At 59.8% G+C, this 13,312-nt stretch carries 8 protein-coding genes; 7 read left to right on the forward strand and 1 reads right to left on the reverse strand.

The features are described 5' to 3' along the window. Position 1: 1 nt before the first annotated feature. From N1037_07320 to lanM, 7 genes are all read left to right on the forward strand, one after another. Entirely contained in the window at positions 2-2,146 is a 2,145-nt protein-coding gene (locus N1037_07320; protein UWS80810.1) for an NHLP family bacteriocin export ABC transporter peptidase/permease/ATPase subunit, read from the forward strand. Further along, entirely contained in the window at positions 2,143-4,962 is a 2,820-nt protein-coding gene (locus N1037_07325; protein UWS80811.1) for an ATP-binding cassette domain-containing protein, read from the forward strand. The genes N1037_07320 and N1037_07325 overlap by 4 nt, the downstream gene beginning before the upstream one ends. Positions 4,963-5,157: 195 nt before the next feature. Next, entirely contained in the window at positions 5,158-5,442 is a 285-nt protein-coding gene (locus N1037_07330) for a hypothetical protein (GenBank protein ID UWS80812.1), read from the forward strand. A 105-nt stretch (positions 5,443-5,547) separates the two neighbouring features. After that, entirely contained in the window at positions 5,548-6,495 is a 948-nt protein-coding gene (locus N1037_07335) for a GNAT family N-acetyltransferase (GenBank protein UWS80813.1), read from the forward strand. Between the two features lie 2 nt (positions 6,496-6,497). Then, positions 6,498-7,460 carry a UPF0489 family protein gene (locus N1037_07340; GenBank protein UWS80814.1) on the forward strand — a complete coding sequence of 321 codons (963 nt, stop codon included), beginning with the start codon at positions 6,498-6,500 and terminating at the stop codon, positions 7,458-7,460. Continuing rightward, on the forward strand, positions 7,454-8,314 hold the full coding sequence (locus N1037_07345) for a cupin-like domain-containing protein (protein ID UWS80815.1): 861 nt from the start codon (positions 7,454-7,456) through the stop codon (positions 8,312-8,314). Before N1037_07340 ends, N1037_07345 begins: the two co-directional genes overlap by 7 nt. After that, on the forward strand, positions 8,311-11,529 hold the full coding sequence (gene lanM, locus N1037_07350; GenBank protein ID UWS80816.1) for a type 2 lanthipeptide synthetase LanM: 3,219 nt from the start codon (positions 8,311-8,313) through the stop codon (positions 11,527-11,529). Before N1037_07345 ends, lanM begins: the two co-directional genes overlap by 4 nt. A 140-nt stretch (positions 11,530-11,669) precedes the next feature. Here the strand turns inward: lanM and N1037_07355 are convergent, their stop codons facing one another. After that, positions 11,670-13,229, reverse strand: coding sequence for a long-chain-fatty-acid--CoA ligase (locus tag N1037_07355; GenBank protein ID UWS80817.1), 1,560 nt, complete (start codon positions 13,227-13,229; stop codon positions 11,670-11,672). Positions 13,230-13,312: the final 83 nt, after the last annotated feature.

The raw sequence follows: 13,312 nt of genomic DNA on the forward strand, positions 1-13,312 counted from the left end.
CATGAAAGGGGTCAAAACACCCACAATCCTGCAAATCGAAGCCGAGGAATGTGGCGCAGCCTCGCTTGCCATGGTTTTGGCCTATCATGGCCGTCACATTCCGCTTGAGGATTTGCGGATTGAATGTGGCGTCTCCCGGGATGGGGCCACGGCGGCCAATGTGCTGAAGGGGGCGCGCCGCCATGGCCTGACGGCCAGCGCCAAACGGCTTGAACTGCCGCGCCTGGCCGAAATTCCCCTGCCTGCGATCATCTTTGTGAATATGAACCATTTTGTGGTTCTGGAAGCGGTCTCGGCGCGGCGGTATCGCATCAATGATCCCGCTGCCGGGCGGCGCATTGTCGACCATGACGCCTTTGATGAGATGTTCACGGGCATCACTCTCTTGCTTGAACCGGGGGAGGCGTTTGAACGCAAGGCAGGCCCGCCAGGCAAGCTGTCTTCGCTGATCGGCTATCTGCAATGGGATCGCACAGCCAGCCAGCTTATTCTGCTCTGTGGGATGACATTGATTGTGCCCGGTCTGGCTATTCCCGCCTTCAGCAAGGCCTTTGTCGACGATATTTTGATGGGTGGGCAGGACGACTGGCTGTTCTGGTTTGCGGTTATGATGCTGGCGGTGATTGCGCTTCAGTCCGGGCTGATGGCCCTGCGCAGTTTGCTGAGCGCCAAGCTGGAAGCAAAACTGGCCCTGTCGTTGAACGCCAAGCTTGCCTGGCGTTTGCTGCGGTTGCCGCTTCCATTCTTTCAGCAACGGTTTTCCGGGGCGCTGGCCGGGCGGGGGCAGATGGCCGCACGGATTGCGCAACTGGCTGGCAAAACTCTGCTTTCGACCGCGCTGGAGGGAACCACCCTGATCTTTTTCCTCGCAGTGATGGCGCTTTATAGCCTTCAGATGGCGGCGGTGGTGGGCCTGTTGGTTCTGGGCAGTGGGCTGCTGATCTGGGTGGTGCAGCAGCGTATGGATCAGCTTTCGATCAAGACGATGATCGAGTTTATGAAACTCACCGGCAAGACCATGGTCGGGGTGCAGACCATCGAAAGCATCAAGTCCTCGGGCACCGAAGCCAAATATTTTGAAGGCTGGGCCGGCACCCACGCCAATGTAGTGAACGGACAGGCTGAGCTGACCCTTCGGCAATCGGTGCTGCAGGTCACGCCGGGATTTGTGTCCTTCTTTGGCAAGGCCCTGACACTGGTGATCGGCGGGCTTGAGGTCATGGCCGGGGAGCTGACAGTGGGGTCGCTGGTGGCGTTTCAGGCCTTGCTTGCGGCGATGGACAGGCCCTTTCAGGGGCTGATGAGCAACGTGCAGGAGCTGCAGCAATTGCAGGGACCGTTGAACCAGCTCAGGGATATTACCGACCACCCGGAGGCCAGTGAATTTTCCCAGCGGCGCAACCCGGCGGAGCCTGCGGGCGCATCGCGGTTAAACGGCGCGATTTCATTGTCGGATGTCAGTTTTGGCTACAGCCGCTTGTCCCCGCCTTTGATCGAAAACCTCGATCTTGCGGTGGCGCCGGGACAACGTGTTGCCCTTGTCGGCGGCTCCGGCAGTGGAAAATCGACCTTGGCCAAACTGATTACCGGCGCCTATTCAACCTGGTCCGGCCGCATCGACTTTGACGGGACATCAATCGAAGATCTGCCGCGCGCGGTCTTGCGAAACTCTCTGGCCGTTGTTGACCAGAACATCGTGTTGTTTGAAGGCAGCTTTCGCGACAACATCCGCCTGTGGGATGAAACCATTTCCGACGATCAGGTGACTGCAGCGGCCCAGGCGGCTGAAATCCATGATTTCATTGCCGGCACGGAAAGCGGCTATGACACGCAGGTGGAAGAAGGCGGGCGCAACATGAGCGGCGGCCAACGCCAGCGGCTTGAGATCGCCCGGGCGCTGGCGCGGGATGGATCCATCCTGGTTCTGGATGAGGCCACAAGTGCGCTCGATCCCATTGTCGAGGCAAAGGTAATGCAGAATATTGCCCGGCTGGGGATCACCTGTGTGATCGTGGCCCACAGGTTGTCGACCATTCGTGATTGCGATCAGATACTGGTGATGGATCATGGCAGCGTTGTGCAACGGGGCACCCACCAAGGTCTGCGCGATGTGGAGGGTCCCTATCAGAGGATGATCGCCGCATGAGCACGCAGCCCAACCCCGCTGCACAGCGCTTATTGCAGGCGGATGATCAGGATATGGTGGCCTACGGCGACGGCGCGCAGATCTCTTTGCAGGGGGCAAACCGGTGTTTCCTGATCGAAAGCGGGCGCCTGGATGTCTATATTGGCTGCGGAGACCAGTCACAGGCCATAGCGGAGCTGGTTGAGGGCGAGGTTATTCTCGGTCTGGACGGCAGCAGGGAGCGCCTGTTTGGCCGGGCGCGCGGCGATCTGCAGCTGTGCCGGATAGAACTGCCTGCCTATTGCGCCCCGGATGCGGATGCCGAGCAAAGACTGCTGCACGCGCTGAACCTTGATATCTGGTTGGCGCGTCTCAACGCGATTGCACCGGGCTACGCCCAGCAGGGCACGCAGCCAGATCACCCTGCGATGACGCAGGGCATTACATGGGTCAAAGACATTGATTGCGCAGAGGCGCTGCCGAGACCGCATTTCCCACAAGATGGCACCCCGGACCAGGATGGCAATTCCTTCACTGTGTTCGTCCGTGATACCGAGGCACTCTTGGCACAGCCGATGGCTGCTGCCACCATTGCAGCGGCCAATGGGCACCTTGCCCAGACCATTGCTGACGGGATGCAAAGCAGAGCGGAGGCCCAGGTCCAGCGGCGGGTGCTGCAGGCTACTCAGGATACGGCGCGTCTGGATCGTGCTTTTGGGCGGCTGACCGCGTCCTTGTCGGCCAAATCTCCCACAGTTCAGCAGGGACACAGCCCTGCCCAGATGGCGGCTGGCTTTGCCCAGATCGCGCATTTGGCCCGGCGGGCAGGGCATGACCTGACTGCGTTTGAGCCTGGCAAAGATCTGGCCGGGCGGGGTTATATCTGCGCCCTGTGCGATGCCAACAATATCCGCTACCGCACAATCACGCTGACGGGACACTGGTGGCGCAAGGATTCCGGTGACTTTGTTGTCTTTGATGAGGCTGGCCAGGTTTTCACCCTCATGCGCGAAAACAGATCCTATGTGGTGATGGATGCCAATGGTGACAAACGGCAGTTTCGTCCCGAGATGGCAGCCCAATGGGAGGGGCAGGGGTTGTTCCTCTATTGGCCGCTTCCAGATCAGCCGGTCAATGGCTGGGGCTTGATCGGGCGGGTGTTTCGCATCTGCGCCTCGGATCTTTGGACTGTCTTTGGGGTGAGCCTGGCCATGAGCCTGCTGGCGCTTGTTCTGCCAATTGGTGCGGGCATTCTGGTTGGGCAAATCATCCCGCAGCAAAGTCAGGCTCTTTTGGTGCAGCTTGGCGTGATCCTTGCGCTGGTGGCGATGGTGCAATTTGCCATCGGCATTATCTCCCAGATTGCAGCTGCCAGGATTGAAACCCGTGCGACGCTTTGGATCCAGGGATCGGTCATGGACCGGATTTTGCGCCTGCCCACGGGGTTCTTTCGCAGGTACGCATCGGGTGAGCTGACCCAGCGCGCCCTGGCGATCAGCCGATTGGAGCGTCTGGTGACCAATGGCATGATCACCGGTGTCCTGTCGGGCTTGTTTTCGTTTCTGAGCTTTGGCCTGATGTTTCATTTTGCCCCCGGACTTGTCCTGCCCGCGCTCGGAGCGGCGGCGGTTTTTATCGTCATTGCCGCCTTGCTGGGCCGGGCCGAGACAGCCGCCGCCCGCAGTCAGATCCTGACCAGTGGCCCGGTTATTGCGCGCATGATGGATATTGCGCAGGGCATTGAAAAACTGCGTTTTTCTGCTGCCGAGGCGCCGGCGTTTGAGCGCTGGACACAGGCTTTTCAGCTGCAACAATCGGCGGCCTACCGGGAAAAACGCATGGCGGCGCTGATGGAAACCTTTAGCGGATCGTTCCTGGCAACGGCTACATTGACGGTTTTTGTGGTGATTGGACAACGCGGGAGTGACAGTGCGCTCTCTACCGCCAGTCTGGTCAGTTTTCTGACATGTTTTGCCAGCTTTATGACGGGCTTAGGCCAGTTGACCCGCACGGCGACGCAGCTTGCCAGCTTTAAACCGATCTATGATTTTGCAGCCCCCATTCTGCAGGAGATCCCAGAAAACAGTCAGGGCGGCACCGACCCCGGCGCGCTGCAGGGGGCGTTTTCGCTCACCAATGTGCGCTTTGCCTACAAAGACCAGGGTCCGATGATCCTGGATGGGCTGAGCCTGACAATCAAGGCGGGTGATTATGTGGCGCTGGTTGGGGACTCGGGCTGCGGAAAATCGACCCTGCTGCGGTTGCTCATGGGGTTTGAGACGCCAAAGTCGGGATCTGTCAGCCTGGACCAAATCGATTTGCGAGTGATCGACAAACGCCTGATGCGCCGCCAGTTTGGGGTGGTCATGCAGGATGCCAAACTGCTGCCGGGCTCGATCTATGACAATATTGTCGGCACCAATTTTGGCATGCCGATGGAGCAGGTGAGCCGGGCCATTCGTCAGGTAGGACTGGCAGACGACATTCAGCAGATGCCCATGGGGCTGCAAACCGGGGTTGTTGAATCCTCCGGTGGTCTGTCTGGTGGCCAGGTGCAGCGCATCATGCTGGCGCGGGCCATCGCAGCCAATCCCAAGGTTTTGTTGTTGGATGAAGCGACAAGTGCTTTGGACAACCGGACACAGGCCATTGTGACAGAAACGCTGGACGGGATGACGGCGACGCGCATTGTTGTGGCGCATCGGCTGTCCACGGTGGTGAAAGCCGACAAGATCATCGTGCTGGATCATGGCAAGGTGGTCGAGGTTGGCGACTATGACAGCCTGATGGCGCAGGATGGCAAATTTGCTGCCCTGGCACAGCGCCAGCTTGTCTGATTTTGGCGGCCTGCAGGAACTAACACTGCGGCAGCCCTTAAAAAGCAGGCATTGCAATGGCGCCTTTGAAACTAATTAACCCTTTTCATTTTATCGTCTCCCCACAATACAACCGCGCCTTTTGCTCCAGTGGGCATATTTGTCATGCCGCCTTAGGGCAGGGGTCTTTTTTAAACTTCACGTAAGGAACGTATTATGTCGACTTGGACCGAAGAAGACCAACACACTGCCATTTCCGCTTTGTTGGAGCGCTGCGCAAGCGATGCGAACTTTTATCAAAGCGCCCTTGCAGATCCTGCTGCGGCAATCAAAACCGTGTCCGGCAAGGCGCTGCCTGAAGGCTTTAATCTGCGTCTGGTGGCAAATGAGGGGGCTGATCTGACCCTGGTCCTGCCCGACCCGGTGAGCGAAGATCTGTCCGATGCGGATCTGGAAGCTGTCGCCGGTGGTGGTCGCAGCTGTACCGTCACCATTATGTAATCCGCGACTGATCAAGCGCTCCGGCTGGCCGCGTCAGCGCCCGGCCGGATCACGCGCCGCGCCTCTTGCTGAGGCCCGGCCCAGATTTTTCCTGAGGGTCGTTCTGTGACAGTCCCGTTTTCCACGCCTGCAGTGTCGCCCTGTCCGCCCTATTGTATTCAACCCATGGATCCGTGGCTGGCCCAATCGGCGGCTTCGGTGGTTTTTCCGCATTATAGAAATCACCTGAACGGGACAGATCCAGCACGCATCCGATTGGCGGCTGTGGCGCAGGGTGACAGTGCAACGCGGCGGGTTCTGGGCGCCATTCTGGTTGAGATCGATCAGCCCAACGCCACGGTTTTGTCGCTGGCTGTAGCCCCCGAGTTTCGCCGCAGGGGCATCGCCAGGGCGCTTCTGGAACGGGCTCTGAAACAAGCCGAAATACAGGGGGCCAAACGGGCTTGCCTGTCGTTTGTGTCCCGGATGCCCCAGGTTACAGCATTAAAAGCCTTGCTGCGCAGTACAGGCTGGTCGGAGCCGGCACCCCGAATACTGTTTGCAGAAACGGCGCCGCAGCAGGTGTTGCAACAGGCCTGGGCGCAGCGGGTGCTGAGCCGGGGACCGCGCAATGCTACCGCCTTTGACTGGAGCGACCTGACGCCAGCGGACCGCGCCTTTGTCGAGGCTGAAATAGCAGCTGGGCGCTACCCGCAGGATGTCTCCCCGTTCTGGGATGAGGGCAATATCGCCCCGGTCAGTCTGGGCCTGCGTGCGGCAGATGGGCGCGTTGTGGGCTGGCTGGTCTGCCATTTTGTACCTCAGCGGCCAGGCAGCATCCGGTTTAGCCGCAGTTTCTGCCATGCCGAGACCGCTTTTCGGGGCAATGGCGCCTGGATCATGGCAGCGGCCCTGGAGCGTCACGTCAACAGCAGCCTGCACCAAAGCCATCCGACGGTTCTTTTTGATGTGGATGAGCGCAACACGGCCATGATGACTGTCTACAGGCGTCGGATCGCGCCCTATATCGACAGCTCCTATCAAAGCTATCTTGTGGCAAAGGATCTATGCTGACCATGGCGCACCATACGACACCTTTACAGCAGACAGACAGGCCCCCCACGATCCCGGTGATCGGGTTTGAAGAGCACAACGAGGCCCTGATTGCGCTGGCCTGGGCGCGCGAGAATTCCCTGCTGGGCAACGCACCTGCGCGCCTTTTGCATGTGGATCAACATCAGGATCTGGTGGTGCCCCAGCTCAGACGAACGATTGGCGGCACGCCGCTGACGGTTGCGGCTATCAAAGACCTGGTGGAGACCGAAATCTCCATCGCCAGCTTTATCTGGGCCGGGGTTTATCTGGGGCTTCTGGATGAGATGTTCTGGCTTGCGCCCAAGGCTGCCATTGCCGGGGGACGACCTCATTCAGCCCTGCCCAGTAAGTACCTGTGGATCGCCACCATGGATGAGCAACGGCGCGAGATGATCACCCTGGCGCAGCGCCCTGAGGCCAGTGAGGTGGGCAATGACGACCGCAAGTCGATGACGTTGCATTTTGTTGATACCGAGGCCCAGATGCCCGACCGGCCGGGCCCGGAGGCCGCCCCCTGGGTGTTGGGCATTGATCTGGATTACTTCTCTTGCAACAGCATGCCGGACAATGGCTTTCGCATCAGTGTCACCCGGGACACCTACGAACAGGTCTCCACCAACCGCCACCACCCGCTGCGCCTGTCGCCCTCGCACCGGGTTGAGGCCCGTCACGATGAACAGGGCTACTGGCTGGAATATGACATGCTGCCGCCCCGGAGCTCTGATCCGCTGGTGCGCAACACCGCAGAGATTGAGGTCGAGATCGACAGGCTGGGGGCGATGTTGTCACGCCAGACACAGGCCCCGGCCCTGATCCTGATCGCCCGTTCACAGATCAGCGGATTTACCCCCCGCGACCAATGCGAATTCATCGAGGCCCGGGTAAAGGACATGCTGGCCTCGGTTTATCCCTGCACACTTCTGGAAGGATCTGACCTATGGTGAGTGCCGCTTTACCCAGCCCGCAGGCGCCAGAGGCAGGCGCGCAGGGAGCAACGATCGCGCGTCGCACGCGGGTATTGGCCTCTGAATTGAACCGCGCCTTCCTCAGCCAGGGCAGCACCCAGCCTGTACTGCTGACGGGGTTGACCGATGGCTGGCCCGCGATGGATCGCTGGAGCTTTGACCATTTTGCAAAAACCTATGGCGATGAGCGGGTCATAGTGACTGATTACCTGGGCTCAAAGAACCTCCACAAGGTCGGCTTTGGCCGCTATCTGGACTACGTGCGCGACCCTTCGGTGGATCTTTTACCAGGGCAGCAGGCCGAAACCCCGTGGTATTCCCCCTATTGGTCGCCTTTTGTGGATCATCCGGAGTTATCCGCCGATTTTGATGTCTCTGAGACGGTTGAGAACTGGATGCCGGAGGCCAGCGGGATTGACGCCGCTGAGGGTTCCAGCGAAGCGCTGATGGCGCAGTGGGCGCTGCGCGGGTTTTCCTGGCTGTTCATCGGCCCGGCCGGGACCTATACGCCCCGGCATCTGGACACGCTGAATACCCATGCCTGGAACACCCAGATTTGTGGGCGCAAACGGTTTGATCTGTGGACGCCGGGCCATTCGGCGCAGGGGGATGCACCGGATTTTCAGGTGGTGCTTGAACCGGGCGAGACACTCATTATTCCAATGGGGTGGGCTCATGCGGTGGTGGCTCTTGAGGCCTCGATCAGCCTCACCGGGAACTTTTTCAACGCCACCAACAGCGCTGCATTTTTCCGTACCATCTATACTCAGCCAGATGTCTGGCAGGCAAAGGCGCGTCTTGTTCCGGCGCTAAAGGCGCAGCTGACCCCATGACCACAGCCCAGCCTGCAGCGGTTTGCGACAGGGCTGTGGACCTGGTGCAGCAGGTGGCAATAATCGCCGCCCGCGCCCAGACCCTGGAAGAGCGGTTGGCAAACCCTGTAGCGCTGGACCAGCACTGGCCACAGCACCAGCAGGCCGAAATGGTCCAGAACTGGCGGCAGATCTGTGGTCAGGGCGATCCGGCAGACTTCGACAAACGTCTCGCGTGGTCAGGGCTTACTCCGGCGCGGCTGGAGACCTATCTGGGCGATCCTCCAGCCATGCCGCGCAGTCAGTGGCCGGAGTGGGCGGAGTGGTTGCTTAATGTGTTGGCTAATCCCCGCCCTGATGCAGGGGCCAGCCCAGCCCCTGCTGCTCATTCGTCCCATCCTTTTGCCGAGGTTCTGGCAGGATTTTCCGACTACGCGACGCAGCATTTACAAACCGTCTATGAGGATATCTCCAAGGCGCTGGGCTGCGACACCCCTGCGGTGCTGCAGGACGCCTTGCTCAGCCGTCTATGCGATGTGTCTGTGCAGGTCTTGACGGCGGAATTTCAAATCTTTCGCCACCCGCGGTTGGCTGGGACCATGGTGCTGCCGGGCGCGCATCACGCCTATGACGCCTTTGTCGGCTCCCTTCAGGACGGGGCGGGTTTGCTGGGGCTTTTTCAGAAATACCCCGTGCTTGCGCGGCTTCTGGCTACGGTTCTGCAACATGGGATCGCATTTACCCGCACATTGCGTGACCGTCTGGTGGCCGACCTGCCACTGCTGAAGCAGGCGTTTGGATTTGTTGGGCCCGCCCGGTTGGAATTGGCGGGCTCTGATCCGCATCTGGGTGGCCAGGTCTGTGTGAAACTGGTGCCGCAGGCCGGACCGGCGGTGTTCTATAAACCAAAATCGCTGCAGCCAGAGCTGGTGTTTGAAGCCTTCCAGGTACATTTGGCCGGGCTGCTTGGCCTTCCCGCGCCCACCACTGGGGAAAATCTGGATCGTGGTCTATATGGCTGGAGCAGGGAAACCATATCTGCAGCCTGCGGTGATGCGGCAGAGGTTGCGTCTTTCTTTCGCGCCAGCGGGCATCTGTTGTTTGGCCAGTACCTGTTGGGCGGCGCAGACATTCACCGTGATAACCTGATTGCAGCGGGGCCGGTGCCGGTCATCATTGATCAGGAATGTCTGATGACCAATTGGCCAGCGCCCAGCGTTGATCAGACCCCGGCAGGTGTTGCCGCTGTGCGTGCCATGGTATTTGAGACCGTTTTGCGGAGCTCGATGCTGCCGGAGTGGAATGACGCCTTTGAGGGCCAGCGGGTCGACATCAGTGCTTTGGGGGGGGCAGGCGGTCCCGAAAAACAAACGCCAGACCTGGTGGTTTTGCACCCGAATTCGGACCTGATGCGGCTGGTGCGCAAGATCACACCGGTTGAGCGGCGCATGGAAAATCTGGTGCGCCATGATGGCAGGATTGTGCAGTCTGCAGATCATGTTGATGATATCTTGCAAGGGTTTTCAGATGCTTACCACGCGCTGCGCAGCGCGCCGGAGCTGCCTGATGCGCTGGTTCAAAAGCTACAGTCCCTGCGCGCCCGGGTGGTGTTGCGGCAGAGCCGTGCCTATAGCGAGCGGCTGACCCGCCTGTGTGCGCCGGCCAATCTGCGCAATGGCATTGCCGCGCAGCTGTCCATGGAGAGCCTGTTTCAATCGCTTTTGCAGGACCCGGCGACGGCGGATAGCCTGGTTCCCGTTGTCAAAAGCGAGCTTGCCCAACTGATGAATATGGACGTGCCGGTGCTGCACGCCGGCGCCAATGGCCGCGCCATCCAGCTGCCAAGTAAAACTGAGGTTCGCGATGTGTTTCCAACCTCCGCCATGGAGAACTTAAAGGCGCGGATTGCCCGGCTGGGTGACAAAGACTTGGCGCTGCAAAGGCAACAGATCCTCACAAGTTTTGCCTGTCAGCAACGGACGGGGCCGGAGTGTTCTGCCTGGGCGCAACATAGGCCGCAACAGAGCGTCGAAACCAACAGGCCGGTTGCTGCTAATCCATCTTTGGGCGTGGTGCTGGGCCGCCTGGGCGATGATCTTTTGGCGCAGGCCATTCGCGGCACGCAGGGGTCGCTTGCCTGGCATGCGCCAGTGTATAAGGAAAGCATCGGCGCCTGGCGTCTGTCCCCCCTGCGCGAGCGGGTGTTTGATGGCGCGCTTGGCATTGCCTTGTTCCTGGCGGCGCTGACCCGGCAAAGCGGCAACAATGACTATTTGCAGGCGGGGCTCAGCGGGATTTCAAACCTGCTTGAGAGCGCAGGCAGGGCGGCGACGGTGCGTATGCTGATGGCACCGGGGCTGGGGTGCGGCACCGGGGTGGGGTCGGCGATCTATGGTCTGGTGCAGCTTGCGCGGATCAGCGGTCAAGATAATCTGGCCGATGTGGCACGGGATATCTTCTATAGGGTTGAGGCCCACCGCAGCAGCGGTACACACAGCACCACCAAAGCGGACTACGGTCTCTCTGCCGGCCTGTCGGGATATGTGAACGCATGTTTGGCGCTGGACCAGCATTACCCCGGCGATGCCCGGGTGCAGCGCACGCTTGAAGATTGTGCGGCGCGGATTGTCACGGCGGCGGTTCCTGATCAGGCGGGCGGGGTCTATTGGCCGTCGCCCTATGGCCCCGGGGTGTATGGTTTTGCCCATGGCAGCGCAGGGGTCGCAACAGTTCTCATGCGCGCAGCACGCCACCTGCAGGATACGCAGCTTTGGGACTATGGCCGTCGCGGTCTCAGTTTTGCTTTACGTCAGGATCAGGCCCTGCAGGAGGATCTAGGCTGGAAAACCGGCCGCATAGGGCTTTGCATTGCCGTGCAAGAAGCGCTGACCGTCCCTGGTGCAGAGGATTTGGATTTGCGCAGCTGGCTTGAACGGCAGATGGTGGCGCTCGGCAGTCACTCTGGGCTCGCGCTGGATGATCTGTGTTTTGGAGAGGCAGCCCGGGTTTCTATCCTGCAGCGCAGCGCCGACGTCTGCGGACGCCCGGAGTGGGCTGCGGATGCCGCTTGTGCCAGTCGCCGGTTATGGGGCCGGGCGGCCAGCGGTGATTTGGAGTTTGGCTGGCCCCGGGGGGGAGCATTGCCTGGCTTTTTCCAAGGCACCGCCGGAATTGGCTACCAACTGCTGCGTTGCGAGGTTGATCAAGGGTTGCCCGATATATTTGCCTATTTTTAGGGGCGCTGAGCGTCTTGAAATTATGTTGATTTCCCAGTGCTCCACCGCATCCCTGCCGTTTCGCGAAGGGTGCGCGTAGATCCCGGCCTTGGTTTTCGCTGTGAAACAGGGTGCAGGCCGGGACCCTTGCCAGGGCGTGGTTACGAGATCTGACGTTGCTTTCCTTGCCAGTAGGGTTTGCGCAACTCGGTTTTCAGCACTTTGTTTGCACCAGACAGGGGAAAGGGCTCTGTTCGGTATTCGATGCTACGCGGGCATTTGTATCCGGCGATCAGCTGGTGACAGTGGGCCTGCAACTCTTCGGTGGTGACGGTTGCGTCAGGGTGCAGGATGACAAGAGCATGCACGCTTTCACCCCATTGATCGCTGGGAATGCCGATGACCGCACTGGTGGCGACGGCGGGGTGCTGGCCCAGAGCATTCTCGACTTCGGCAGAATAGACGTTTTCGCCGCCTGAGACGATCATATCCTTCACCCGGTCCACCAAAAAAACAAAGCCGTCTTCGTCCATATAGCCAGCATCCCCGGTCATGACCCAGCCATCAATGATGGTTTCTGCGGTCACCTCTGGCTTGTTCCAATAGCCGAGCATGGTGGTCGGCCCCTTGACCGCAATCTGACCAACATCGCCGCGCGCGACCTCTTGGTTGTGATCATCCACAATGCGGATCTCGCACACCCGCGTGGCACGACCAGCAGAGCGCAGCTTACCTGCTTTGGGGCCGTCCAGCACATGGTATTCGGCGGGCAAAATGGTCGCGACCGGGCTCAGCTCGGTTTGGCCAAAGGCCTGCAAAAACGAAACATTGGGGAATTTCACAAAGGCGTCTTTCAGGACCGCCTCGGTAATGGGAGAGGCGCCATAGGCGATCTGGCGCAAAGAGGAGATATCCGTCTGCGCCAGCTTGTCGCTTTGCAGAACCATCTGCAACATCACCGGCACCAGCAGGGTCTGGTCTGGGCGGTGTTGTTCAATCGCTTTCAGAGTACCCTCAGGGGTGAACATGGGGATGATGACATGGGTCCCCGCCATCAGGGTGATGGCACTGAACCACAGCAGATCGGCGATGTGGAACATCGGGGCAGCATGCAGATAGACCGTCCTGTCGTGCATGTTGATGTCATGGGCGTTTGCAACTGCCGCCACATAGAAATTTGTATGGGACAGCATCACGCCTTTGGGGAAACCGGTTGTGCCGCCGGTGTAAAAAACACCGGCCAGATCATCACCGCTGCGTTCTGTATCAGCAGCAGGCGCGGCGGCTGCGATCAGGTCTTCGTAGTTTTCCATGCCCTCTGGCGTGGCGTCGTCTCCGGCATAGATCAGCGTCTTTAGCCCGGCCACTTGCGGTTTCACCTCGGCGGCGAGATCCTTGAAAGTTGCGTCGCAGATCAGGATTTCGGCCCCGGCGTCGTTCAGGGCATAGGCACATTCGGCGGCGCTCCAGCGAATGTTCATTGGCATCATGGCGCCGCCACCCCAGACCACGGCAAAATAATATTCGATGAACCGGTCCGAGTTCAGCGAGACCAAAGCCACCCGGTCGCCAGGTTTCATGCCAAGGCCCTGCAGGGCGCCAGCCAGGCGGGCAACGCGGTCCAGCATTTGGCTCCAGCTTTGCTGACGGTCCTGGAATATTGTGGCAATCCCGTTGGGATTGATCTGGGCGGCGCGTTTGATCATCGAAGTGATCTGCATGGTGCGACCTCTCAGGTTGCTGTGAATTGAAAGGGCGGAACCCGGGGTTTCAGCCAGAGTTGATCATCAGATCCTCGCAAGTC

It is taken from the genome of Phaeobacter sp. G2, assembly GCA_025163595.1.
Classification (GTDB): domain Bacteria; phylum Pseudomonadota; class Alphaproteobacteria; order Rhodobacterales; family Rhodobacteraceae; genus Pseudophaeobacter.

Bases quoted from the DNA above. Each gene is read 5' to 3' on its own strand.
- N1037_07320 (UWS80810.1), top strand. From the start codon at position 2: ATGAAAGGGGTCAAAACACCCACAATCCTGCAAATCGAAGCCGAGGAA.
- N1037_07325 (UWS80811.1), top strand. From the start codon at position 2,143: ATGAGCACGCAGCCCAACCCCGCTGCACAGCGCTTATTGCAGGCGGAT.
- N1037_07330 (UWS80812.1), top strand. From the start codon at position 5,158: ATGTCGACTTGGACCGAAGAAGACCAACACACTGCCATTTCCGCTTTG.
- N1037_07340 (UWS80814.1), top strand. From the start codon at position 6,498: ATGGCGCACCATACGACACCTTTACAGCAGACAGACAGGCCCCCCACG.
- N1037_07345 (UWS80815.1), top strand. From the start codon at position 7,454: ATGGTGAGTGCCGCTTTACCCAGCCCGCAGGCGCCAGAGGCAGGCGCG.
- lanM (UWS80816.1), top strand. From the start codon at position 8,311: ATGACCACAGCCCAGCCTGCAGCGGTTTGCGACAGGGCTGTGGACCTG.
- N1037_07355 (UWS80817.1), bottom strand. From the start codon at position 13,229: ATGCAGATCACTTCGATGATCAAACGCGCCGCCCAGATCAATCCCAAC.